Consider the following 24,543-nt stretch of genomic DNA (forward strand, 5'->3'; position numbering starts at 1 on the left):
CGGCCTTCAGGACCTTGTCGATGTCCAGGTAACTGGTGGCCGGGGTGTCACCACCCAGGGCGAACGCCTCGTCCGCGGCGCGGACGTGCACCGCGCCCCTGTCCGGGTCCGCGTAAACGGCCACGCTGGCGATCCCGGCGTCCCGGCAGGCCCGGGCGACGCGGACAGCGATTTCGCCACGGTTGGCGATCAACACCTTGCGCACGTTGGCTCCCTCTCCTTGAAACAAGCCGAGTTTAGGGACTGCCGACACGACGTTTCGACCCGTCCCCAGTGGTGAGCTTGCCCACACGGAGCGTGAAACCAGGCTCACTCATCCTGCGAAGTCCCTTGTCGTGCCGCCGCACATGGGAATCCACCGGAAAACCCTAGCCTTCCGACGTGGCCGAGGTCTCTATGAAGTAGTCCCGCCGCACGTCGTGTTTCTTTGTGGAGTCCCTACTAATGGCCCAACGAAACTTTGCTCCTGCCGGGCCTCTTGTCCGAAGGTTTACCCGTTAGTAGCGTTCGCGATGCTGAAGGAAACCCCAGGGCACTCGAAGGTGGGTGGAGGCCGGTGGTCCGCAGACCGGTGGCATGGTTGCTGGCGATCGTCCTCTTCGCGGAGGCGTTCGGTGTCGCGCTGCTGAACTGGTTCCTCGGAGTGGTCGTCGACCGGCAGCGCATGTCCATGGCCGGCGTCGATCCGCACGCCATGTCGGTGTCGTCGAAGGCGGGCGGTGTCGTCTTCGGGGCCTACTTCGCGCTGTGCGGGCTGGCCGCCCTGCTGGTCGCCGTGCGCGACCGCTCGCCGTCCGGCATCTGGCGCATCCTGCTGATCAGCGCCGCCGTGGTGCACGGCCTGCTCGGGGCGTTCGTGGTCGGCCTGGTCGGCTGGCGCGCGTTCGCGTGTCTGATGGTGGTGCTCGGGCTGATCGTGCTCACCCTGATGACGTACGACCGTCCGGAGGGTCCGGCGGCCGGTGCGCCGCCCGCCGCGGGCGGCCCCGAGGACGGCGACAGGGCCGCGCGGCGCGCCCAGGAGCCCGCGGGGTCCCCGGAGCCGGCCGGGCCCTTGGAGGACGGCGGTCCGGCCCCGGCCACACCCTGAACGACGTCCCGCTCACCGCTCCCGCGGCGCCCACAACTCCGTGATGCCCACGCCCAGTTCGGCGAGCAGCCGGCGGATCAGGGGCAGCGAGATGCCGATCACGTTGCCGTGGTCGCCGTCGATGCCGTCGATGAAGGGCGCCGAGCGGCCGTCGAGGGTGAAGGCGCCGGCGACGTGGAGGGGTTCGCCCGAGGCCACGTACGCGGCGATCTCCTCGTCCGTCGGCTCACCGAAGCGGACCACGGTGGACGCGGTGGCGGACGCGTACCGGCCGCTGACCGTGTCGTAGACGCAGTGGCCGGTCTGGAGCGTGCCGGCCCGGCCGCGCATCGACTTCCAGCGGGCCGTCGCCTCCTCGGCGTCCACGGGCTTGCCGAGGGCCTCGCCGTCCAGGTCGAGCACCGAGTCGCAGCCGATCACCAGGGAGCCCTTGACCTCGGGCTTCGCCGCCACGACCGAGGCCTTGGCCTCGGCGAGCGCCAGCGCGAGTTCGGCGGGGGTCGGGGCGGTGACGGCGTCCTCGTCGACCCCGCTGACGATGACCTCGGGGTCGAGTCCGGCCTGTCGGAGCAGTCCGAGCCGGGCGGGGGACTGGGAGGCGAGAACGAGACGGCGGCGCGGCTGATCGGTCATGCGCTCAGCGTATAGGCGGCCCTCACCTGGTGCCGATGATGATCATCGAAAGCAGCATGGCCAGCGCCATGACGACCCCCAGCCGCCTCAACATCTCCTGCGCCCTGCGGAGTTCCTCGGGCGGTTCGTTGTCGGGGTCGGACCACAGCATGCGTTCCATCGTCCGGCGGTCGGCCGCGGCGGCGCCTGAGTACCCGTACTCAACTTCCGGCGCCGGTCCCCGCGCCGGGCCGCCCGTCCGGCCGCCGCCGACGGCACACGGCTGCGGCGGTCACCCGCACCCGAACGACGCGGGATGCGCGGTGACCGCCGAAGCCGTCCGGATGTGCCGGACGTGCCGGATGTGCCGGACGTGCCGACGTACCGGAGGTGGCGCGGGTCAGCCGGGCCAGTAGGTCCGGGCCCATGCCGTCGGCCCCGGCTGGGGGAGGCGGTGGGCGGCGATGCGGGCCGGGTCGGCCCAGGAGTCCCGCTCGGCCGCGCCGGACGGCACGGGGGCCGCCGCCGCGGCGCGGGCACGGACCACCGCCAGTGCGGCGGCCAGCTCCTCCGGGGTCGGATTGCCCCGTATGACCTTGATGTTCATGACGGCTCCCAAGGGTCCCGGGGGTTACAGGGGGATGTTGCCGTGCTTCTTCGGGGGGAGGGATTCCCGCTTCGTGCGGAGCTGACGCAGGCCGCGGACGATGTGGCGGCGGGTGTCGGACGGCATGACCACCGCGTCGATGTAGCCGCGCTCGGCCGCGATGTACGGGTTGAGCAGCGTGTCCTCGTACTCCTGGATCAGCCGGGCCCGGGTCGCCTCGGGGTCGTCGGCCTCGCCGATCGTGCGGCGGTGCAGGATGTTGACGGCGCCCTGCGCGCCCATGACGGCGATCTGGGCGGTCGGCCAGGCGAGGTTGATGTCGGCGCCCAGGTGCTTGGAGCCCATGACGTCGTAGGCCCCGCCGAACGCCTTGCGGGTGATGACGGTGATCAGCGGGACGGTGGCCTCGGCGTAGGCGAAGATCAGCTTGGCGCCGCGGCGGATGATGCCCTCGTGCTCCTGGCCGACGCCGGGCAGGAAGCCGGGCACGTCCACGAAGGTGAGGACCGGGACGTTGAAGGCGTCGCACGTCCGCACGAAACGGGCGGCCTTCTCGCTGGCGTCGATGTCCAGGCACCCGGCGAACTGCATCGGCTGGTTGGCGACGATGCCCACCGGGCGGCCCTCGACCCGGCCGAAGCCGGTGAGGATGTTCGGCGCGAACAGCGGCTGCGTCTCGAAGAACTCGCCGTCGTCCAGGACGTGCTCGACCACCGTGTGCATGTCGTACGGCTGGTTGGCGCTGTCCGGCACCAGCGTGTCCAGCTCGCGGTCCTCCTCGGTGACGGACAGGTCCGCCTCCTCCGGGAAGACCGGGGGCTCGCTGAGGTTGTTCGACGGCAGGTACGACAGCAACTGCTTGACGTACTCGATCGCGTCCTTCTCGTCCCCGGCCATGTGGTGGGCCACGCCGGAGGTGGAGTTGTGGGTGCGGGCGCCGCCCAGCTCCTCGAAGCCGACGTCCTCGCCGGTGACGGTCTTGATGACGTCCGGGCCGGTGATGAACATGTGCGAGGTCTGGTCGACCATGACCGTGAAGTCGGTGATCGCGGGCGAGTAGACCGCACCGCCCGCGCAGGGGCCCACGACGAGCGAGATCTGGGGGATGACGCCGGAGGCGTGGGTGTTGCGGCGGAAGATCTCCCCGTACGCGCCGAGCGAGGCGACGCCCTCCTGGATCCGGGCGCCACCGGAGTCGTTGATGCCGATGACCGGGCAGCCGGTCTTCAGGGCGAAGTCCATCACCTTGACGATCTTCTGCCCGTAGACCTCGCCGAGCGCCCCGCCGAAGACGGTGAAGTCCTGGGAGAAGACCGCGACCGGGCGGCCGTCGACGGTGCCGTACCCGGTGACGACACCGTCCCCGTACGGCCGGTTCTTCTCCAGGCCGAAGTTGGTGGAGCGGTGCCGGGCGAACTCGTCCAGCTCGACGAACGAGTCGTCGTCGAGCAGCAGTTCGATGCGCTCACGGGCCGTCAGTTTGCCCTTCGCGTGCTGTTTCTCGACCGCGCGCTCCGAGCCGGCGTGCGTCGCCTCCTGCACGCGGCGCTGCAGGTCCGCGAGCTTTCCCGCGGTCGTGTGAATGTCGATCTCTTCCGGCTCGGACATCGGGATGCGGCTCCCTGCCTGCTCAAGTGGGGACGTGAGGGTGAGGTGCTACCTGTACGTGCTGTAAGTGCTCAGAAGAAGGAACGGTTACTCATCCGTAGCGTAGTGGCGCGCCTACCGATCGGCAGTGCGGCGTTTACCACACCTAGGGTGGCTTGCATGATGCCGCGAGATTCCTCTGACGCGAACGACAGGTCGAACGCCGCCGCGGGCGGTGGCGGTCGCTGGTCCGACCTCGACCGCCCGCCGCTGAACGCCGCCGCGCTGCGCCGGGCGCTGGTGCGCGAAGGCGGGCTGTGGACCGGGGTCGACGTGGTGCAGCGCACCGGGTCCACCAACACCGACCTGGTCGCCCGTGCCACGGCCGGCGAGGCCGCCGAGGGTGCCGTCCTGGTCGCCGAGGAGCAGGACGCGGGGCGCGGACGGCTGGACCGCGTCTGGACGGCCCCGCCCCGCTCCGGGCTGTTCTTCTCGGTCCTGCTCAACCCGGCCGAGGTGCCCGTGGCCCGCTGGGGCTGGCTGCCGCTGCTGGCCGGTGTGGCGGTCGCGACCGGGCTCGCGCGGGCGGCCGGCGTCGACACGGGCCTGAAGTGGCCCAACGACGTGCTGGTCACCGTCGGCGAGGAGGAGCGCAAGACCGGCGGGATCCTCGCGGAGCGGGCCGGGAACGAGGGCGTGGTGATCGGCGTCGGCATCAACGTCACCCTGCGCCGGGACGAGCTGCCGGTGCCCACCGCGGGCTCCCTGGCGCTGGCGGGCGCCCGCACGACGGACCGCGACCCGCTGCTGCGGGCGGTACTGCGCTCCCTGGAGGACTGGTACGGGCGCTGGCGCGCGGCGGGCGGCGATCCGGCCACGAGCGGCCTGCAGGAGACGTACGCGGCGGGCAGCGCAACCCTGGGCCGCCTGGTCCGCGCCGAACTCCCGGGCAACCGCTCGATCACGGGCGAAGCGGTGGCGATCGACGGTGACGGGCGGCTCGTGCTGGCGACAAAGGAGGGGGTGCAGGAGCCGGTGGGGGCGGGGGACGTGGTGCACTTGCGGCCGGCGTGACGGAGGGTGCCCTTTCGGTGCGGCCGAGCACTGTCGGCCGGTCCGGCGTTCCCCGCCGCTCGCAGAACTTGGCGAGTCCGAGGAGCGGCCGAAGGCCGAAGGGGGCTCCGGTGGCGGAGCCGCCGGGTGGGGCACCCGGTAGGGGGGACCTCGACACCGGGTGCCCGGCGGACGCCGGTACGCACCGCCCCGCGCCCGCTGACCCCGCTGAGGAGTGAGCTACCGCACACCTGCCGTAGAGTTGACCGCGGTCGATACCTGACCGCGGCAGATCGGAAGGGCAGCACGCGTGACCGTCGACGACACGGGCTCGGGCACGGGCGTACCACCCGCCCCCGACGGTGAACCGGGGCGCGACGCACACGCCGAGTCCGAGGAGAACCCCCTGGCGCTCCGCCTCGAGCAGCTCATCCTGGGGGCCGAGCGCCGTTACACCCCCTTCCAGGCGGCCCGCAGCGCGGGCGTCTCGATGGAACTGGCGTCCCGCTTCTGGCGGGCCATGGGCTTCGCCGACATAGGCCAGGCCAGGGCCCTGACCGAGGCCGACGTCCTCGCCCTGCGGCGCCTGGCCGGTCTCGTCGAGGCGGGACTGCTCAGCGAGGCCATGGCCGTCCAGGTGGCCCGCTCCACCGGGCAGACCACGGCCCGCCTGGCCGAGTGGCAGATCGACTCCTTCCTGGAGGGCCTGACCGAGCCGCCCGAACCCGGCATGACCCGCACCGAGGTGACGTACCCGCTGGTCGAGCTGCTCCTGCCGGAACTGGAGGAGTTCCTCGTCTACGTCTGGCGGCGCCAGCTCGCCGCCGCCACCGGCCGGGTGGTGCAGGCCGCGGACGACGAGGAGATGGTCGACCGCCGCCTCGCCGTCGGCTTCGCGGACCTGGTCGGCTTCACCCGGCTGACGCGCCGCATGGAGGAGGAGGAACTCGGCGAACTCGTCGAGGCGTTCGAGACCACCGCGGCCGACCTGGTCGCCGCGCACGGCGGCCGGCTCATCAAGACGCTCGGCGACGAGGTGCTGTACGCGGCGGACGACGCCGGTACGGCCGCGGAGATCGCCCTGCGCCTGATCGAGACCATGGCGAACGACGAGACCATGCCGGAGCTGCGGGTCGGCATCGCCTTCGGCACGGTCACCACGCGGATGGGCGATGTGTTCGGCACGACGGTGAACCTGGCCAGCCGGCTCACCTCGATAGCGCCCCGCGACGCCGTCCTCGTCGACCACGACTTCGCGGAGGAGCTGATCCGCACGGCCGAGGCGCCGGCCTCCGAGACGGAGGCCGCCGAGGCCGCGGCCGCCGCCGAGAAGGAGGGCAAGGAGCCGCCCGCCTACCGCTTCGCTCTCCAGCCGATGTGGCAGCGGCCGGTGCGCGGTCTCGGCGTGATCGAGCCGTGGCTGCTGACCCGGCGGGACGGGCCGGCGTAGGCGGTCCTTCGGTCTGTTCCTCGCGGTCGGTGCGTTCACGGGATCGATTGCTCTCACAGGCCGTGGACGCACAGCCCCACGAGCGGTACGCACAGCTCCGCAGGGTCCGCGGAGGGCGGCGCCGACGGCGCCCGAGTGGTCGCCGTCGGGGACGGGGCGGGTGGCGGTGCGGCCGTCGTCGTGACCGGGGGCTCTGGCGTCCGGGAAGCCGTGGGACTCTCGGCGGCCTCGGGAATGCCGGTCGCCGGGTCCGTGACGCGCGGGGGCGCGCTGGACGGAGGCCCGGACGACGGGCTCGCGCCGTCCGTCCCGGCCGGTACCGCGCTCGCCCTTCCCTTGAGGGCGGTCGTCGAGGGCTCCCCGTGCCCCTTGGACGGCAGGTCCTCGACCGTCGCCGCGGTGTCGCTGGCGTCGATCCGGGGCTCGGCCTCCGCGGTGCCGCCCCCGCCCGTCACCGACTCGGGCGCCAGGCGTACGAGGCTCAGGGCTCCGGCGGCGAGCGCGAACCCGCCGACGGCGAGCGCCAGGCGCCGGTGGCGGGGCTTGCGGTGCCGGCCCGCCGGGCGGAACCAGAGCGGGCCCGAGTCGTGCCGCACCGTCGTCGTGGTGTCGTCGGTGGCCGTGTCCGTCGTCATGCCCATCCCTCCCCGGTCGCCCGCACTCCCCCGATGTGCCGTAGCGGTGCGCAGATTATGTGGAGGTGGGGGGCGGGTAACGCGGAGATGACTCGAATTCACCCGAACGAGGACAGAGGCCGGTGCATGGCACGCATCCGCCGAAGGTGTGCGGTGGCTTTCGCGGAGCCGCTGCGGCTGCGATGATCGGGGTCGTCGTGTAGTTAACCCGCGTTAACCGGGAGGGTGTCATGGCGGAACAGGGGGACGAGCGGCGGTTCGGCGAGTACGTCGTCGTACGGCGGCACGGGTATGTCGCGGAGCTGGCGCTGGACCGGCCCAAGGCGATGAACGCGGTGTCCACGGACATGGCCCGCTCGATCGCAGACGCGTGCGCGCACCTCGCCGCCGACCGGGACGCGCGGGTGACGGTGGTGACGTCGACGCACGAGCGGGCGTTCTGCGTGGGAGCGGACCTGAAGGAGCGCAACTCCTTCACGGACGCCGACCTGATGCGGCAGCGCCCCCTCGCCCGTGCCGCCTACACCGGCGTCCTGGAGCTGCCGATGCCGACGATCGCCGCCGTGCACGGCTTCGCGCTGGGCGGCGGCTTCGAGCTGGCCCTGTCCTGCGACCTGATCGTGGCGGACACGACGGCGGTGGTGGGGCTGCCCGAGGTGTCCGTGGGGGTCATCCCGGGCGGCGGCGGCACGCAGTTGCTGCCCCGCCGGGTGGGCGCAGCGCGCGCCGCGGAGCTGATCTTCACGGCCCGGCGCCTGGAGGCGGCCGAGGCGCGGGAGCTGGGGCTGGTCGACGACCTCGTACCGGAGGGCCGGGACCGGGAGGAGGCCCTCGACCTCGCCGCCCGTATCGCCGCCAACTCCCCGGTCGGCCTGCGCGCCGCGAAGCGTGCCCTGCGGCTCGGCCACGGCCTTGACCTGCGCACCGGCCTGGAGGTCGAGGACGCGGCGTGGCGCTCGGTGGCGTTCTCCGGCGACCGCGCGGAGGGGGTGGCCGCCTTCAACGAGAAGCGCACCCCGCAGTGGCCGGGGGAGTAGCCGCGGGCGCCGGATCCCCGGCGCACCTGATCGCCGCACCGATGTCTCACATACCGCTGATCGTCCCTAGCCTGGAGTCGTGGCTGAGGACAGTCGGCTGAGGGCCGTGGTGGCGCTGGCGCAGGGCATGGCGGCGGCGCACACTCCGCGCGAGGCCTGGCGGGCCGCCGCGCTGGGCGCGTGCCGGGCGCTCGCCGGGAACTTCGCCGCGCTGTCGGTGTGGGAGCGGGACGCCGGGCGGCTGCGGGTCCTCGTCAACGTGGGGGAGCGGGCGCCGGAGGAAGAGGAGTTCCCCGAGCACGAGGCGTACCCCGTGCACCAGTTCCCGGAGATCACCGAGTTCCTGCACGAGCGCTGGGCGGGTGGCGGCGGCCCGAGCGCCTGGGTGGAGACCGCCGAGGGGCCGGCCGCGGGGCAGGCCGGGTACTGCCACCAGCGGGTCGCGGCCCTGCGCCGGCGCGGCCGGGGCTGCTGTGTCGTCGCGCCGGTGGTGTTGCACGGCCGCGCCTGGGGCGAGCTGTATGTGGCGCGCGCGGCCGGCGAGCCCGTCTTCGACAGGGGCGACGCCGACTTCGCCACCGTCCTCGCCTCCGTCGTGGCCGCCGGCATCGCGCAGACCGAACGTCTGGAGGAGGCCCGCAGGCTCGCCTTCACCGACGCCCTCACCGGCCTCGCCAACCGCCGGGCCGTCGACGTACGCCTGGAGGAGGCGATCGAGGAGCACCGGGCCGACGACGGGGTGGTGGTCTCGCTCGTCGTCTGCGACGTCAACGGGCTCAAGCGGGTCAACGACACGCAGGGGCACGCCGTGGGCGACCGGCTGCTGGAACGTTTCGGGTCGGTGCTGTCGCTGTGCGGCGCCATGCTGCCGGGGGCGCTGGTCGCCCGGCTCGGCGGCGACGAGTTCTGCCTGCTGGCGGTGGGCCCGTCGGCCGACGAGGTGGTGCGGGCGGCGGACGAGGTGTGCCGCCGGGCCGCCGAACTGGAGATCGGCGACGGCGTCGCCTGCGGGGTCGCCTCCACCCAGGACCCGATCGGTCCCGTCCGTTCGGCCCGCCGGCTCTTCCGGCTCGCCGACGCCGCCCAGTACCGGGCGAAGGCGCTGCACGCCGCGAAGCCCGTGGTCGCGGGCCGCGAGGGACCGGACGACCCCGTCGTCCGGCTGGCCGACGCGCCGCCGCCCACCGGAGAGCGCCGCAGGTTCCGCGGCCGGCACTCCGAGCCGCCCGGGGATCGGTAAGGGGCGAACGGCCACCCCACTGGTGACATCTTCGAATTCACTGCGTACGCTCCTGAATATGGATATGCATACTGTGGTGGTGGGGACGTCCGGGGTGACCGCGTCCGACGTTCTCGCCGTGGCGCGCGCGGACGCCCGGATCGAAATCTCCGAGGAAGCCCTCACGGCCCTGGCGGCGGCCCGCGGGATCGTGGACGCGCTGGCCGCGAAGCCGGACCCCGTCTACGGGGTCAGCACCGGCTTCGGCGCGCTGGCGACCCGGCACATCGGCCAGGAGCTGCGCACCCGGCTGCAGCGCAACATCGTCCGCTCGCACGCGGCCGGCATGGGCCCCCGGGTCGAGCGGGAGGTCGTGCGCGCCCTGATGTTCCTGCGGCTGAAGACCGTCTGCTCCGGGCACACCGGCGTCCGCCCCGAGGTCGCGCAGGCCATGGCCGACCTCCTCAACGCCGGCATCACCCCGGTCGTGCACGAGTACGGCTCCCTCGGCTGCTCCGGCGACCTGGCCCCGCTGTCGCACTGTGCGCTGACCCTCATGGGCGAGGGCGAGGCCGAGGGCCCCGACGGCGTCGTACGGCCCGCCGCCGAACTCCTCGCCGAGCACGGCATCACCCCCGTGGAGCTGCGCGAGAAGGAGGGCCTCGCGCTCCTCAACGGCACCGACGGCATGCTCGGCATGCTGCTCATGGCCCTCGCCGATCTGGACACGCTGTACAAGTCGGCCGACATCACGGCCGCGCTCTCCCTGGAGGCGCTGCTCGGCACGGACAAGGTCCTCGCGCCGGAGCTGCACGCCATCCGCCCGCACCCCGGGCAGGGCGCGTCGGCCGCGAACATGCTGGCCGTGCTGAAGGGCTCCGGCCTGACCGGGCACCACCAGGACGACGCGCCGCGCGTCCAGGACGCCTACTCGGTGCGGTGCGCCCCGCAGGTAGCCGGCGCCGGACGCGACACGCTGGCGCACGCCCGCCTGGTCGCCGAGCGCGAGCTGGCCTCGGCCGTCGACAACCCGGTGGTCCTGCCCGACGGGCGGGTGGAGTCCAACGGCAACTTCCACGGCGCGCCGGTGGCGTACGTGCTGGACTTCCTGGCGATCGCGGCGGCCGACCTGGCGTCCATCGCGGAGCGCCGCACCGACCGCCTGCTGGACAAGAACCGCTCGCACGGCCTGCCGCCGTTCCTCGCGGACGACGCGGGCGTGGACTCGGGTCTGATGATCGCCCAGTACACGCAGGCGGCCCTGGTCAGCGAGATGAAGCGGCTCGCCGTACCGGCCTCCGCCGACTCGATCCCGTCCTCCGCGATGCAGGAGGACCATGTCTCGATGGGCTGGTCGGCCGCCCGCAAGCTGCGCACGGCGGTGGACAACCTGACCCGTGTCCTCGCGATCGAGCTGTACGCGGCGACCCGCGCCATCGAACTGCGCGAGGGCCTGACCCCGGCCCCCGCCAGCCAGGCGGCGATCACCGCCCTGCGCAAGGCGGGGGTCGAGGGCCCCGGCCCGGACCGCTTCCTCGCCCCCGACCTCGCGACGGCGGACACGTTCCTGCGCGACGGCCGCCTGCTCGCGGCGGTGGAGTCGGTCACGGGACCGCTGTCCTGAGCACCCGGAGGGGGCCGTCACCCCGGGCGGCCCTCCCGAACACACGCCACCGACCGGTCGGCGCCTGCGCGCGGGTGTCCGGCACCGGCCCGGGGGCCGGGCACCGCACGGCGGGCCCGGCGGGTCGCGCGGCGGCCCCGGCGGGTCGCGCGGCGGCCCCGGCGGGTCCGGGGGCAGCAGCTCCTGGTGACAGGACGGGCGGGCGCGGGGGGCGCGGCGGGGCGAGCACCCCTCCCGTCGGCTACTCCGCCCGCGTCGCCCCCCGCCCCACCGTGCTCTCCCGTACCAGCAGCCGGTGCGGAGCCCGGATCTCCACTCCCGCCACGGGCGTCGCGTTGCCGATGCGTATCAGCAGTCGCTCCACCGCCGTCTCCGCGATCATCTTCTTGTCCGGGGAGATCGTGGTGACGGGCGGGTTGGCGTAGCGGCCGTCCTCGATGTCGTCGTAGCCGACGATCGCGACGTCCTCGGGAACGCGCAGCCCGCGTGAGGCCAGCGTGTGCATCGCGCCCAGCGCCACCAGGTCGCTGTAGCAGAACACCGCGTCCGGCGGCTCGTCGAGGTCCAGCAGGTGCGCCATCGCGGTGGCGCCGTCGGAGCGGTTGAAGCGCGGGGTGGAGATGATCAGCTCCTCCCGGACGGGGATCCCGGCGCGCTCGTGCGCCAGCCGGAAGCCCCGGGTGCGCAACTGGGCCGCCTCACCGGTGCGGTAGGGCTGGTCGCCGATCGCCGCGACCCGCCGCCGGCCGAGACCGAGCAGGTGCTCGGTGGCCTCGCGGGAGGCGGAGACGTCGTCGATGCCGATGTGGTCGAAGCCGCCGTCGCTGACCCGCTCGCCGAGCACCACCAGCGGAAGGCTCGGGTCGCGGACGGCCAGGTCGGACTGGGCGAGACCGAGCGGGCTGAAGATGACCCCGTCGAACAGCAGGTGCTGGGAGCCGCGGCTGAGGAACAGCCTCTCGTGCTCCGCGTCGCCGTCGGTCTGGTCGATCAGCACGTTGTAGCCCTGCACCCGGGCCGCGCGGATGATGCCCTGCAACAGCTCGGCGAAGTACGGCGTGTCGAGATACGGCACGACCACCGCGATCTGGCCGGAGCGCCCGGCGGCGAGATTGCGGGCCAGTACGTTCGGCCGGTAGCCGAGCTCGTCCACGGCCTGCTGGACGCGGGCACGGGTGGCCTCGGAGACCGGCGCGTAGCCGTTCACCACGTTGGACACGGTGCGGCTGGACACGCCCGCGCGGGCCGCGACATCGCGCAGGGTCACGCCTCTTCCCATATCTCACCTTCGTCCGGTGCAGCCGGGTTCGAGCCGGTTGAAGTTTCCGCTGCGTTACCTCTTGCAGCGCGGCAAGTTGTCGGTTAACACTTCTGCAGCGCTGCAAAAGCGTAGCAGAGACGGACTCAACCGAACCCCGGCCCACTCCCGCCCGTCCCTCGTCACAACCTGACGATCGAATGCCGTTCGGAATACCGAACCTTTCTCCTCCCTCCTCCGTTTCCCTTCCTCCCTGCCCTCCCAGGCCTCGGCCTCCGCTCCCCAGGCACCTCACCCAGGAGAATGCGCATGTCCACCAGCAGACAGCATCCGATAGGCGACTCCCGCCGCGTGGCCCGCCGACAGCCCCGCCTCCTCCGCCGGGCGCTCGTGACGGCGTCCGCCGCCCTCGCCGGCGTGCTCGTCGCGGCCTGCGGTTCCGGCGGCTCGGGCGGCGGCAGCGGCTCCGGCGCGGCGGGAGGCGGCCCGGTGCACATCAAGGTGTGGGCCTGGTACCCGGACTTCAAGCAGGTGGTGGACCAGTTCAACAAGACCCACAAGGACGTCCAGGTCGACTGGGTCCAGGCGGGCGTCGGCCAGGACGAGTACACCAAGCTGAAGACGGCCCTGAAGGCCGGTCAGGGCGCCCCGGACGTCGTCATGCTGGAGTTCCAGGAGCTGCCGACGATCCAGCTCACCAAGGGCCTGCTGGACATCGGCAAGTACGGCGCGAACGACGACAAGAAGAACTACGTCCCCTGGGCCTGGAACCAGGTCTCCGACGGCGACCACGTCTACGCCATCCCCGTGGACGGCGGCCCCATGGCCATGCTGTACCGCGAGGACATCTTCAAGAAGTACAAGCTGAAGGTCCCCACCACCTGGGACGAGTTCAAGCAGGAGGCGGCCAAGCTGCACGCCGCCGACCCGAAGGCGTACATGACCGACTTCGGCAGCGACGAGTCCGCCGCGGGCTGGCTGCAGGGCCTGATGTGGCAGGCCGGTTCCCGCCCGTACACCTACTCGGCGAGCAAGCTGCCGAACATCGGCGTCAAGACGAACGACGAGGGCGCCAAGAAGGTGTACGACTACTGGGGCGACCTGGTGAAGAGCAAGCTGGTCGACACCGCGTCCTACGCCACCACCGACTTCTACAACGGGCTCAGCAGCGGCAAGTACGCCACCTACCTGGCCGCCGGCTGGGGCCCCGGCTACCTGCAGAGCGTGGCCAAGAAGACGGGCGGCCTGTGGCGCGCGGCCCCGCTGCCGCAGTGGACGGCGGGCGGCAACGCCCAGGGCGACTGGGGCGGTTCGACCTTCGCGGTCACCAGCCAGACCAAGAACCCCAAGCAGGCCGCCGAGGTCGCCCGGGAGCTGTTCGGCACCTCCGAGGCCGCCTGGAAGATCGGCATCGACCAGGCGTACCTGTTCCCGCTGGCCACCCCGATCCTGAACGGCGCGTACTTCCAGAACAAGAAGTACGACTTCTTCGGCGGCCAGCAGGTCAACAAGATCTTCGGGCCCGCGGCGAACAACATCGGCACCTTCGACTGGAGCCCGTTCCAGGACTACGCCTACAACACGCAGACCAGTGAGGTCGGCAAGGCCCTCCAGGGGCAGACCCCCTGGTCCTCCGTGGCGGACAACATCCAGCAGCAGGTGACGGACTACGCGTCCAAGCAGGGATTCAAGGTCAGCCAGTAACCCTCCGGGGGCTCGCCCCGCCTACCGCCCCCGCCGACCGCCGCGCGCCTCCTCACCGTCGGCGGGGGCCCTGCCCAACGCTCAAGGAGATCTGATGAGCCTGCTCCGACAGGGATCACCGGCCGCCGCCGCGGCCGTGCCCTCGGCAGCGGCGGCCGGCAAGGGCCGTGATGTCCCGGCGGCCGGCCGGAGCGCCGGACCGCGGTCCGGACGGCTGAAAGCCCGGACCCGGCACCGCGGCATGGGTCTGCTGCTGGTCACCCCGTTCACGCTGCTGTTCCTCGCCTTCCTCATAGCCCCGCTCGGCTACGCCTTCTGGCTCAGCCTCAGGACCTCCACCCTGGTGGGAGGGGACCACTTCAGCTGGTTCGCCAACTACAAGCAGGCGTTCACCGACCCGCAGTTCCTGTCCGGCGTGCGCCGGGTGGTGCTGTTCGGCCTGGTGCAGATCCCGGTCATGCTCGCCCTGGCCCTGCTCGCCGCGCTGATCATCGACGAGGTCACCAGCCGCCTCGCCAAGGTCTTCCGGATGACGCTGTTCATGCCGTACGCCGTGCCCGCGGTGATCGGCGCCCTGATGTGGGGCTTCCTGTACAGCCCGACGTTCGGTCCGGTGAACTCCATCGGCAACGCCCTCGGCCTCGGCTCGGTCAACCTGCTCTCGCACAACCTGATGCTGACCTCGCTCGGCAACATCGTGACCTGGCAGTGGACCGGCTACAACATGATCGTCCTCTACGCCGCCCTCCAGGGCCTGCCCCGCGAGGTCTACGAGGCGGCGCGCATCGACGGCGCCGGCCCGATCCAGACGGCGCTGCGCATCAAGGTCCCGATGATCTCCTCGGCCCTGGTGCTCACGCTGATGTTCACCATCATCGGCACCCTGCAGTTCTTCACCGAGCCACGGGTCCTGCAACCGACCGCCCGCTCGGTGATCACCCCGGACTACACGCCGAACCTGTACGCCTACAACCTGGCGTTCCAGTACTCCGAGTTCAACTACTCCGCCGCCATCTCCTTCGCCCTCGGAGCGGTGGTCTTCATCGGTTCCTACATCTTCCTCTTCCTCACGCGCCGAAGGAGCGGACTGAAGTGACGACCGCCGCTGCCACCGCCGTCGCCGTCCCGGCCCCCCGTCGGCGCCCCGCCCCCGCCAAGGGGCGCGTCACCGTCAACGTCGTGATGGTGGCGATGATCCTCTATTTCCTGCTGCCGTTCTGGTGGCTGCTGGTGGCCTCCACCAAGGACAACGACGCCCTGTTCACCACCGCCGCCCTGTGGTTCCGCTCGCCGGGCTCCTTCTTCACCAACCTCCAGCAGCTTTTCACCTACGACGACGGCGAGTACCTGCGCTGGCTCGGCAACACCGCGATCTACGCGGGGGTCAGCGGGCTCGGCGCCACCGCCGTGGCCACCCTCGCCGGCTACGCCTTCGCCAAGTACCGCTTCCCCGGGCGGAACCTCCTCTTCTCCAGCCTGCTCGGCGCCATCATGGTGCCCGCGACCGCGCTGGCCATCCCCACCTACCTGCTGCTGAGCAAGGTGGAGCTGACCAACACCATGTGGGCGGTCATCCTGCCCTCGCTGCTCAACCCGTTCGGCGTCTACCTGGTGCGGGTCTACGTCCAGGAGTCCCTGCCCGACGAACTGCTGGAGGCGGCCCGCGTCGACGGCGCCGGCGAGATGCGCGTCCTGCTGTCGGTCGCGCTGCCCACGCTCAGGCCGGCCCTGGTCACCGTGCTGCTGTTCTCCATGGTCGGCACCTGGAACAACTTCTTCCTGCCGCTGGTGATGCTCAACAACGACAAGCTGTTCCCGCTCACCGTGGGCCTGCAGTCCTGGTACCAGGGCGCGATGGTGCAAAGCGGCGCCAACGCGCTGTTCAGCCTGGTCGTCGTCGGCTCGCTGGTGGCGATCCTGCCGCTGGTCGTGGCCTTCCTGCTGCTGCAGCGGTACTGGCGCGGCGGTCTGACCGTCGGAAGCCTCAAGTGATCCCTCCCAGCCCCCCTCTCCCGGCCACCCCGCGCACCCCCCGGAGCGACCTTCCATGCTGCACGCTTCCCTGACCGTCGACCCCGCCTTCCGCGTCGCCGACGTCAACCCCCGCACCTTCGGCTCGTTCGTGGAGCACATGGGCCGCTGTGTGTACACCGGCATCTACGAGCCCGGCCATCCGCAGGCCGACGAGGACGGCCTGCGCCGCGACGTCCTCGCCCTGGTGCGGGAACTCGGTGTGACCACCGTGCGCTACCCCGGCGGCAACTTCGTCTCCGGGTTCCGCTGGGAGGACGGCGTCGGTCCCGCGGCCGAGCGCCCCACCCGCCTGGACCTGGCCTGGCACAGCACGGAGACCAACGCCTTCGGGCTGCATGAGTTCCACCGCTGGAGCGAGAAGGCAGGCGTCGAGCCCATGATGGCCGTCAACCTCGGCACCCGCGGCGTCCAGGAGGCGCTCGACCTGCTGGAGTACGCCAACCACCCCGAGGGCACGGCCCTGTCCGACCGGCGGCGGGCCAACGGCGCCAAGGAGCCGTTCGGCATCCGGATGTGGTGCCTCGGCAACGAGATGGACGGTCCCTGGCAGACCGGGCACAAGACCGCCGCCGAGTACGGCCGGCTGGCCGCCGAGACAGGGCGGGCCATGCGCATGGTCGACCCCGGGCTGGAACTGGTGGCCTGCGGCAGCTCCAGCTCCTCGATGCCGACGTTCGGCTCGTGGGAGGCGACCGTCCTGGAGCACGCCTACGACCAGGTCGACTACATCTCCTGCCACGCCTACTACGAGGAACGCGACGGCGACCTGGGCAGCTTCCTCGCCTCGGCGGTGGACATGGACCAGTTCGTCGAGGCGATCGTGGCGACCGCCGACCACGTACGGGCCAAGCAGCGCAAGAAGAAGCGGATCAACCTCTCCTTCGACGAGTGGAACGTCTGGTACCAGTCCCGCTTCGAGGGCCAGGAGAAGCCCGCCGACTGGCCGGTGGCGCCGCGGGTCATCGAGGACGAGTACAACGTCGCCGACGCCGTCGTGGTCGGGGGCCTGCTGATCAGCCTGCTGCGGCACAGCGACCGCGTCACGGCCGCCTGCCTCGCCCAGCTCGTCAACGTGATCGCACCCATCCGCAGCGAACCCGGCGGCCCGAGCTGGCGCCAGACCACCTTCCACCCGTTCGCGCAGGCCGCCCGGCACGCCCGTGGCACCGTGCTGAGGGTGGAGCCGGTGGCGCCGGTGTACGAGACGGCACGCTTCGGTGAGGTTCCCGTCCTCGACGCCGTCGCCACGCATGTCTCCGAGGGCGACGGAGCCGACGAACTCACCGTCCTCGCGGTCAACCGGCACCAGAGCGAGGCCGTGGAACTCGCCCTGGACCTGCGGGCCTTCCCGGGCTACACCCCGGTGGAGCACTCCGTCCTCGCCGACCCCGACCTGCGCGCGACGAACACCCTGCACGACCCCGAGAGGGTCCGTCCGCGCGGCGTGGACACCGGCGCGGTCACCGACGGCCGCCTCACCGTGAACCTGCCGCCCGTCTCCTGGAACGTCGTCCGGCTGCGCCCCACCGCCGGCTGACGCACCACCAGCAGCCCCCCGCCGTCGCCGCTCAGTCCTCGGTGACGGCGGGGCCCGCACCTCCGCCGCCGCCCCCGCGGCGGCAGGGCGGCCGGACACGCCGGCCGCCGCCACGGACGCCGGGACGCCGCTCCGCGCCGCGCCGTCCCCCGCACGCCGGCGCCTCCCGTGCGCCCGCACCACCGCCGCTCCGGCATCCCACCAGACGCCCGCCGCCACCGCCTTCCGGTCCCCTCGTGGCGGCGGAGCCCCTTGCACCACCCTTCCCTGCCCCGAAGCACAAGGGAGCCGCACATGTCCACCGTCAGGGAAGGCGCCAGACGCGCCGTTCCACGTCCCCACGCCCTCACGCTGCTGCTCGCGCTGCTCGCGGCGGCCTTCGCCCTGGTCCTGCCCGCACCGGGCAAGGCCCACGCCGTCTCGCGCGCCTCGCAGACGATGTACACCCCGCCGTCGGGCGCTCCGTCGCCGGGCTCGCTCTACCCGCGGGCGGTACGCCTGCAGTACAGCGGCTCGTCCAACGGGACGCTGCTCGCCACCTTCGAGCAGTACTCCTCGGGCACTCCCGTCTTCCCGATCTACCGCAGCACCGACAACGGCAACAGCTGGACCCAGATCTCCAGCATCAGCGACACCCACAACGGCTACGGCATGCGCTACCAGCCGTTCCTGTACGAGCTTCCCACCGCCATCGGCAACTTCCCGGCCGGCACGATCCTCGCCGCGGGCAACTCCATCCCGAGCGACCTGTCGACCACCGAGCTCGACCTGTACGCCAGCACCGACCACGGCAGCACCTGGTCCTTCGTCAGCACCATCGCCACCGGCGGCAAGGCGGAACCGACGAACGGCCAGACCCCTGTGTGGGAGCCGTTCCTGATGGTCTCCGGCAACAGGCTCATCGTCTACTACTCCGACCAGCGCGACCCGGGCCACGGCCAGAAGATCGTGCACCAGGTCACCACGGACGGCCTCACCTGGGGCTCCGTGGTCGACGACGTCGCCACGCCCACCTACGGCGACCGCCCGGGCATGCCGACGATCGCGAAGCTCCCCAATGGCAACTACGTGATGACGTACGAGTACTGGGGCGCGCCCGAGGGCGGTTTCGCGGTGTACTACAAGATCTCGTCCAACCCGGAGGCGTTCGGGTCCGCGACCGGCATCGCGCTGAAGACCACCGACGGCTACGTCCCCACCAGCTCCCCGTACATCGTCTGGCTGCCCACCGGCGGCCCCAACGGCACCCTGGCGGTCAGCGCCAACAGCAGCACCGACATCTTCCTGAACACGCAGAACGGCGCGGCGGGCACCTGGACGCGCATCGCGTCGAACGTCCCCGGCGGCTACAGCCGCGGCATGGTCCCGCTGGCGGACGGCCACAGCCTGGAGATCTTCAGCGGCGGCCATCTGACGAGCACCGGACTCAACCCCGTCACCTACGGCACCATCGATCTGGGCGGCGGCATCTCGGACGGCGCCACCTACACGGCCACCAACGCGAACAGCAAGCTGCTGCTCACCATCGCGGGCGGCTCGACCACCAACGGCGTGAACGCCACCCAGCAGAACGCCGACAACGCCACCGACCAGCAGTGGCGCTTCGTCCAGCAGACCTCCGGCTACTTCAAGATCTTCAACGTGGCCGGCGGCAAGGTGCTGGGCGTGCAGAACGCGTCCACCGCCAACGGCGCCGCGGTCCTCCAGTGGGACGACAACGGCACCCTGGACCACGAGTGGGCCGTCGCCCCCAACCCGGCGGGCGGCTTCACGGCCGTCAACCGGAACAGCGGCAAGTACCTGGAGATCCCGAACGCCTCCACCACCGTCGGCACCGCCGCCGGCCAGTGGGACAACACCGGCTGCGCCTGCCAGCGGTGGACACTCGCCCAGACGGCCCTGCCCACGCTGTCGACCGGCCAGTACGTCCTCGTCAACAAGAACAGCGGCAAGTACCTGGAGATCCCGAACGCCTCCACCAGCGCGGGCACCGCGGCCGACCAGTGGCAGAACACGGCCTGCGACTGCCAGCTCTGGACCTTCCAGTCGGCGGGCGGCGGCTCCTGGACGCTCAGGAACGTCCACAGCGGTCTCTACCTCGACGTGCAGAACGGCTCGACCTCGACCGGAGCCTCGCTCGTCCAGAGCGCGTCCTCCGGCGCCGGCTCCCAGAAGTGGACGCTGACGGCCGCGGGCGGCGGCTTCTACAAGCTGGCCGACGTCGGCAGCGGACTGCTCGCCGACGTCTCCGGGGCCTCCACCGCCAACGGCGCATCGGTCATCCAGTGGACCGACAACGGAGGGAACAACCAGCTCTGGCAGGTCGTGCGCGTCAACTGACCCTCCTCGGCGGGGAACCGGCGTCACGGGCGGCCCACGGCCGCCGGTGCGCCGGTTTCCGGCTTTCCCGGGGGCGGGTCAGAAGCCCTCCGTGCGCTGCCGTCGTACCGAGTAGGTCACGAAACCCGCTCCCAGGCCCAGGAACAGCGTCCCCCCGATGACGTACGGCGTCGTGTCCACGCTGCCGGTGTCGGCCAGCTCGGTGTGGACCGTCGTGCCCGTGATGTCCGTAGTATCCGCCGTGTCCGTTGTGTCCGTGGCGCCCGACGTCGTCCGGTCCGTCGTCGTCGACGTCGCGGTCTGCGGGCGCTCCGGTGTGTTCTGGGTCGCGTTCGCGGACGGCACGAACCACAGGGCACCCAGCAGGGTCCCCGCGGCGGTGGCGGTCAGCAACGTCCGGCGGGTGGTGGACGACGATCGACGTGCGGCGGACACGAAATACCGATCCCCCTGGGGCGCTTACGAATTGGCCGTGTGGAGCGATGCTAGTGAAAGGCGCGGGTCGTGGGAAAGTCGCGAGCTGTTCGGGCCGTACGCTGCGCGCCATGAGCACTTCTGAGACATCACGGTATGTCCGGCTTCGTGTGGAACTGGTCGTGGAGGTCGGCGACGTCGACGCCGTCACCAAGGCCGCCCTGCGCCGGATCGCGGACGACCCGGGCATGCCCGACAGTGAGCGCGCCTACACGGAGAGCGCGGTGACGGAAGACACAGCCGAGGCCCTCGCGTATCTCATCGAGCCGTCCGACCTGTTGGGCGACGTGCCGGGCATCGAACTCGCCCAGGCCTCCTGGAGCAGCGAGATCGTCGACTACGACCCCGATTCGCCGGACTGGGCGCTCGGCGAGGATGATGAGCCCGGGGGCGGCGAGGACGACGAGGAGGTCCGACTCGGCTGACGTTCCTGGGGAGAATGGTGACCCCGGGCGGCAACCGGCGCCCGGGGTTCCGTCGTCTCAAGGGACGTTCCCCGGTGTCCCGCATGGCACCGGGGCTCCTCGGGCACCCGTCGGGCCGGCGTGGTGTGTCCCACACCGGCCACCGATGTGGAACCGGACGAACCGGTCGTAGCGTTGAGGGTTCCTACGGGGGACTCAACGGGGTTTTGGGGATTCGGCAACCATGGAGAAGCGTGTGATGACGAACAGTAAGCGGCGCAAGGGCCTGATGGTCGCGTCCGCACTGCTCGGCGGGGTGCTGGTGCTCTCCGCGTGTAGCGGAGGCAACTCGTCGGCGAGCGGCAGCGGGGACGACAAGGACTCGCAGGCCTCGGTCGACGAGGCGGCCGCCAAGAAGACCTCCGAGGCACAGATCAAGATCACGCCGGCGGACGGTTCCGACAACGCCTCCATCAACAACGCCGCCAAGGTCACGGTCGCCAAGGGAACGCTCACCAACGTCACGATGACCACCTCGTCCGGCACCCCCGTCGCCGGGCAGATGTCCGCCGACAAGACGAGCTGGGCGCCCACCACCCAGCTCGAGCGGGCCACGACGTACAAGGTCGCCGTGACGGCCAAGGACTCCGCCGGCCGCGACGCCCACGAGAACGCCTCCTTCACGACCGTCGCCCCGGCGCACTCCTTCATAGGCAACTTCACACCGGACAACGGCGCGACCGTCGGTGTGGGCATGCCCGTCTCGATCAACTTCGACAAGGCCATCACCAACAAGGCCGCCGTGCAGAAGGGGATCACCGTCACCTCCAGCAGCGGACAGGAGGTCGTCGGTCACTGGTTCGGTGCGAACCGCCTCGACTTCCGTCCCGAGCAGTACTGGAAGGAGGGCTCCACCGTCACGATGAAGCTGAACCTCGACGGCGTCCAGGGCGCGAGCGGCGTCTACGGTGTGCAGCAGAAGACGGTCACCTTCAAGATCGGCCGCAACCAGGTCTCGTACGTCGACGCGAAGACCAAGCAGATGAAGGTCACGCAGGACGGCAAGGTCGTCAAGACCATACCGATCTCCGCCGGCTCCCCGGAACACACCACGTACCAGGGCCAGATGGTGATCTCCGAGAAGTTCACCCAGACCCGGATGAACGGCGCGACGGTCGGCTTCAAGGACTCCGACGGCAAGGGCGAGTACGACATCAAGGACGTGCCGCACGCCATGCGCCTGACCAGCTCCGGCACCTTCATCCACGGCAACTACTGGGGCGCCCCGTCCGTCTTCGGCAACGTCAACACCAGCCACGGCTGTGTCGGCCTGCAGGACAAGAAGGGCGCGAACGACCCGGGCACGCCGGCCGCGTGGTTCTACAACCACTCGCTGATCGGTGACGTGGTGGTCGTCGAGAACACCGGCGACAAGACGGTCGCCCCGGACAACGGCCTCAACGGCTGGAACATGAGCTGGGCCCAGTGGAAGGCGGGTTCGGCCGTCTGACACACCGGCGGACGCCTCCCCGAGATGCCGCCGGCCGCCCGACGCGGGCAGCCGGCGGCATCGTCGTGTCCGGGGGGGTGGGGGGAGAGACCGGCTGCACGGGCTTCTCATCGTTCTTTTATGTCCGGTTGATGGGTTCATCACGGTGCTTTCCTAGCGTGCGGCCATGTTCTTCACCTACCTGAGGCGCGAGCTGCGCCGCCGGAGAAAGGCGGCCCTCGTCGTCGCCTCCGGGCTCGCGCTGGGCATCGCACTGGTCATCGTGGTCAACTCCGTGTCCTCCGGCATGGGGAAGGCGCAGGACAAGGTGCTCCAGTCGCTGTACGGACTCGGCACCGACATGACCGTGACCAAGGCGGCCGACCCCACCTCCGGCAGCTCGCAGCGACCGCGCTTCAACTTCGACGCACGCGACAGCGACTCCAAGGAGACGCAGAGCAGCGACCGCGTCATGGTGCAGGGCTTCCAGACGCTGGCGAGCAGCACGGTCGCCAAGGTGGGGACGCAGAAGGGGGTGTCCCAGGCCGTCGGCGGGCTGAGCCTGCGGGTCATCAAGATCAGCGGGCAGTTCACGCGGGGTCAGTTCCGGCAGAACCAGAACAGCGGCGAGCAGGGCGGGCGCGGCGGCTTCGGCGGCGGGCAGCCGCAGGGCCAGGTCGAGGGCGGCGGCGCCGACTTCGACGTCAACAACTACTCCGTCTACGGCACCGACGTCACCAAGCCCGCGCTCGGCCCCTTGACCTCCTCCAAGATCACCAGTGGCCGCACCTTCAAGACGTCGGAGACCGACGCCGAGGTCGCCGTCGTCGACTCGGCGTACGCCAAGGAGAACAAGCTCTCGGTCGGCGGCTCGGTCACCGTCAAGAGCGTCAAGTTCCAGATCATCGGCATCGCCACGGCCGACAGCGGGGACTCGGCGGCCAACCTCTACATCCCCCTCCAGCAGGCCCAGACGCTCGCCGACGCGAAGGACAAGGTCACCACGATCTACGTCAAGGCGACCGACTCGCAGCAGATCGCCGGCGTCAAGAAGACCATCCAGAAGAACGTCCCGGGCACGACGGTCACCACCTCCGCCGACCTCGCGAGCACCGTCTCCGGTTCGCTGTCCACCGCCTCCAGCCTCGCCGACAACGTCGGCAAGTGGCTGTCCGTCGTGGTGCTGGTGGCCGCGTTCCTGGTGGCCGGTCTGCTCACCTCCTCCGCCGTCTCCCGCCGGGTACGCGAGTTCGGCACGCTCAAGGCGCTCGGCTGGAAGTCCGGCCGGGTGACCCGGCAGGTGGTCGGCGAGGCCGTCGTCAACGGCCTGGTCGGCGGCGTCCTCGGCATCGCGCTCGGCCTGGCGGGCGCGTACGCCGTCACCGCGATCAGCCCCACGCTTCAGGCGCAGCTCGGTGGCGGTGGCGGTGGGGGCGGCTTCGGCGGTGGCGGCGGCTTCGGCGGTCCCGGGCGGCAGGCCGCGCGGACGCTCGAGGTCGCGCTCACCGCACCGGTCAGCGCCACCACCATCGCCCTCGCCGTGGCCCTCGCCGTGGCCGGCGGTCTGATCGCCGGTGCCTTCGGCGGCTGGCGCGCCTCCCGGCTGCGCCCGGCGGACGCCCTGCGCCGCGTCGAGTAGTCCCGGCCCCACTCATCCCAGGAGTTGCACCCATGTACGAACTCAGAGGCGTCACCAAGCGCTACACACGGGGCAAGGAGACGATCAACGCCCTGGACGGCGTGGACCTCACCATCGGCGACGGCGACCGGCTCGTCATCCAGGGCCCCACCGGGGGCGGCAAGTCCACGCTGCTGCAGATGCTCGGCGGACTCGACAAGCCGACCTCCGGCCAGGTCGAACTGGACGGCGTCGACCTGGCCAGGCTCCCCGAGGCCCGGCTCACCAAGGTGCGCAGCGAGAACATCGGCTTCGTCTTCCAGTCCTTCAACCTCATCCCCACGCTCACCGCGCAGGAGAACGTCGAAACCGCCCTCGTCCCCCTCGGGGTCAAGCCCGCCGAGCGGCGCGAACGGGCCGCCGAGGCGCTGAACTCGGTGGGACTCGGCGAGCGGCTCGGGCATCTGCCGGGCGAGATGTCGGGCGGTCAGCAGCAGCGCGTCGCGATCGCCCGCGCCCTGGTGAAGCAGCCGAAGGTGCTGCTCGCCGACGAACCCACGGGAAACCTCGACGAGTCGATGCGCGACGAGATCATGGACGTGCTCGAACGCATGTGGAAGGAGCACGGGCTGACGTTCATCATGGTCACCCACGACTCGTCGATCGCGAAGAAGGCCCCGCGGCTCGCCACCATCCGCAAGGGCAGGATCACCGTTGAGGAGAACGCGGCCCCGTAGGCCGTTCGACGGGTCGTCTCCCGGTCGCCCGGCC

23 protein-coding genes are annotated in these 24,543 nt (G+C 71.2%); 15 read left to right on the top strand and 8 right to left on the bottom strand.

Features of this window, described 5'->3' with window-relative positions:
• Positions 1-205: biotin carboxylase N-terminal domain-containing protein (locus ACZ4SW_RS28270; RefSeq protein ID WP_468251256.1), on the bottom strand; the 205-nt coding region annotated here is incomplete at its 3' end.
• A 351-nt stretch (positions 206-556) separates the two neighbouring features.
• Here ACZ4SW_RS28270 and ACZ4SW_RS28275 point away from each other — a divergent pair.
• Positions 557-1,090, top strand: coding sequence for a hypothetical protein (locus tag ACZ4SW_RS28275; RefSeq protein WP_468251258.1), 534 nt, complete (start codon positions 557-559; stop codon positions 1,088-1,090).
• 12 nt (positions 1,091-1,102) lie between these two features.
• Here the strand turns inward: ACZ4SW_RS28275 and ACZ4SW_RS28280 are convergent, their stop codons facing one another.
• From ACZ4SW_RS28280 to ACZ4SW_RS28295, 4 genes are all read right to left on the bottom strand, one after another.
• Positions 1,103-1,723, bottom strand: a complete 621-nt coding sequence (locus tag ACZ4SW_RS28280; RefSeq protein ID WP_468251260.1) for a Maf family protein — start codon at positions 1,721-1,723, stop codon at positions 1,103-1,105.
• Positions 1,724-1,745: 22 nt separating this feature from the next.
• Positions 1,746-1,874 carry a morphogenic membrane protein MmpB gene (gene mmpB, locus ACZ4SW_RS28285; RefSeq protein ID WP_468251262.1) on the bottom strand — a complete coding sequence of 43 codons (129 nt, stop codon included), beginning with the start codon at positions 1,872-1,874 and terminating at the stop codon, positions 1,746-1,748.
• Between the two features lie 228 nt (positions 1,875-2,102).
• Entirely contained in the window at positions 2,103-2,309 is a 207-nt protein-coding gene (locus tag ACZ4SW_RS28290; protein WP_468251264.1) for an acyl-CoA carboxylase subunit epsilon, read from the bottom strand.
• 24 nt (positions 2,310-2,333) lie between these two features.
• Positions 2,334-3,917, bottom strand: coding sequence for an acyl-CoA carboxylase subunit beta (locus ACZ4SW_RS28295; RefSeq protein ID WP_468251266.1), 1,584 nt, complete (start codon positions 3,915-3,917; stop codon positions 2,334-2,336).
• 159 nt (positions 3,918-4,076) lie between these two features.
• On the opposite strand from ACZ4SW_RS28295, the gene ACZ4SW_RS28300 reads away from it, so the two are divergent.
• Positions 4,077-4,970, top strand: a complete 894-nt coding sequence (locus ACZ4SW_RS28300) for a biotin--[acetyl-CoA-carboxylase] ligase (protein WP_468251268.1) — start codon at positions 4,077-4,079, stop codon at positions 4,968-4,970.
• 289 nt (positions 4,971-5,259) lie between these two features.
• Positions 5,260-6,399, top strand: a complete 1,140-nt coding sequence (locus ACZ4SW_RS28305) for an adenylate/guanylate cyclase domain-containing protein (RefSeq protein WP_468251270.1) — start codon at positions 5,260-5,262, stop codon at positions 6,397-6,399.
• Positions 6,400-6,452: 53 nt separating this feature from the next.
• On the opposite strand, the gene ACZ4SW_RS28310 is transcribed toward ACZ4SW_RS28305, so the two are convergent.
• Positions 6,453-7,034, bottom strand: coding sequence for a hypothetical protein (locus ACZ4SW_RS28310; RefSeq protein ID WP_468251272.1), 582 nt, complete (start codon positions 7,032-7,034; stop codon positions 6,453-6,455).
• Positions 7,035-7,264: 230 nt separating this feature from the next.
• Between ACZ4SW_RS28310 and ACZ4SW_RS28315 the strand changes: the two genes are divergently transcribed.
• The 3 genes from ACZ4SW_RS28315 (at position 7,265) to hutH (ending at position 10,914) form a co-directional block, all read left to right on the top strand.
• The gene (locus ACZ4SW_RS28315; protein ID WP_468251274.1) at positions 7,265-8,071 is read left to right on the top strand and encodes an enoyl-CoA hydratase/isomerase family protein; all 807 of its coding nucleotides are present in this window, start codon (positions 7,265-7,267) and stop codon (positions 8,069-8,071) included.
• Positions 8,072-8,150: 79 nt separating this feature from the next.
• Positions 8,151-9,311 carry a GGDEF domain-containing protein gene (locus tag ACZ4SW_RS28320; protein WP_468251276.1) on the top strand — a complete coding sequence of 387 codons (1,161 nt, stop codon included), beginning with the start codon at positions 8,151-8,153 and terminating at the stop codon, positions 9,309-9,311.
• A gap of 64 nt (positions 9,312-9,375) precedes the next feature.
• Entirely contained in the window at positions 9,376-10,914 is a 1,539-nt protein-coding gene (gene hutH, locus ACZ4SW_RS28325) for a histidine ammonia-lyase (RefSeq protein ID WP_468251504.1), read from the top strand.
• A gap of 241 nt (positions 10,915-11,155) precedes the next feature.
• Here hutH and ACZ4SW_RS28330 read toward each other — a convergent pair whose 3' ends face one another.
• The gene (locus ACZ4SW_RS28330; protein ID WP_468251278.1) at positions 11,156-12,193 is read right to left on the bottom strand and encodes a LacI family DNA-binding transcriptional regulator; all 1,038 of its coding nucleotides are present in this window, start codon (positions 12,191-12,193) and stop codon (positions 11,156-11,158) included.
• 288 nt (positions 12,194-12,481) lie between these two features.
• Here ACZ4SW_RS28330 and ACZ4SW_RS28335 point away from each other — a divergent pair, with 288 nt between their 5' ends.
• From ACZ4SW_RS28335 to ACZ4SW_RS28355, 5 genes are all read left to right on the top strand, one after another.
• Positions 12,482-13,876, top strand: coding sequence for an ABC transporter substrate-binding protein (locus ACZ4SW_RS28335; RefSeq protein ID WP_468251280.1), 1,395 nt, complete (start codon positions 12,482-12,484; stop codon positions 13,874-13,876).
• A 94-nt stretch (positions 13,877-13,970) separates the two neighbouring features.
• On the top strand, positions 13,971-14,972 hold the full coding sequence (locus ACZ4SW_RS28340; protein WP_468251282.1) for a carbohydrate ABC transporter permease: 1,002 nt from the start codon (positions 13,971-13,973) through the stop codon (positions 14,970-14,972).
• Positions 14,969-15,868, top strand: coding sequence for a carbohydrate ABC transporter permease (locus ACZ4SW_RS28345; RefSeq protein ID WP_468251284.1), 900 nt, complete (start codon positions 14,969-14,971; stop codon positions 15,866-15,868). The genes ACZ4SW_RS28340 and ACZ4SW_RS28345 overlap by 4 nt, the downstream gene beginning before the upstream one ends.
• Before the next feature lie 55 nt (positions 15,869-15,923).
• Positions 15,924-17,447 carry an arabinosylfuranosidase ArfA gene (gene arfA, locus ACZ4SW_RS28350; RefSeq protein WP_468251286.1) on the top strand — a complete coding sequence of 508 codons (1,524 nt, stop codon included), beginning with the start codon at positions 15,924-15,926 and terminating at the stop codon, positions 17,445-17,447.
• A gap of 294 nt (positions 17,448-17,741) precedes the next feature.
• Positions 17,742-19,787, top strand: coding sequence for an RICIN domain-containing protein (locus ACZ4SW_RS28355; protein ID WP_468251288.1), 2,046 nt, complete (start codon positions 17,742-17,744; stop codon positions 19,785-19,787).
• Positions 19,788-19,865: 78 nt separating this feature from the next.
• On the opposite strand, the gene ACZ4SW_RS28360 is transcribed toward ACZ4SW_RS28355, so the two are convergent.
• On the bottom strand, positions 19,866-20,222 hold the full coding sequence (locus ACZ4SW_RS28360) for a hypothetical protein (RefSeq protein ID WP_468251290.1): 357 nt from the start codon (positions 20,220-20,222) through the stop codon (positions 19,866-19,868).
• A 110-nt stretch (positions 20,223-20,332) separates the two neighbouring features.
• Between ACZ4SW_RS28360 and ACZ4SW_RS28365 the strand changes: the two genes are divergently transcribed.
• The 4 genes from ACZ4SW_RS28365 (at position 20,333) to ACZ4SW_RS28380 (ending at position 24,509) form a co-directional block, all read left to right on the top strand.
• Positions 20,333-20,686, top strand: coding sequence for a hypothetical protein (locus ACZ4SW_RS28365; RefSeq protein ID WP_468251292.1), 354 nt, complete (start codon positions 20,333-20,335; stop codon positions 20,684-20,686).
• Positions 20,687-20,924: 238 nt separating this feature from the next.
• On the top strand, positions 20,925-22,175 hold the full coding sequence (locus ACZ4SW_RS28370) for a L,D-transpeptidase (protein ID WP_468251294.1): 1,251 nt from the start codon (positions 20,925-20,927) through the stop codon (positions 22,173-22,175).
• Positions 22,176-22,341: 166 nt separating this feature from the next.
• A complete protein-coding gene (locus ACZ4SW_RS28375; RefSeq protein WP_468251295.1) occupies positions 22,342-23,793 on the top strand; it encodes an ABC transporter permease in 1,452 nt (483 codons plus the stop codon).
• Between the two features lie 32 nt (positions 23,794-23,825).
• Positions 23,826-24,509 carry an ABC transporter ATP-binding protein gene (locus tag ACZ4SW_RS28380; RefSeq protein WP_468251297.1) on the top strand — a complete coding sequence of 228 codons (684 nt, stop codon included), beginning with the start codon at positions 23,826-23,828 and terminating at the stop codon, positions 24,507-24,509.
• Positions 24,510-24,543: the final 34 nt, after the last annotated feature.

Source organism: Streptomyces sp. NPDC028331 (assembly GCF_055565775.1).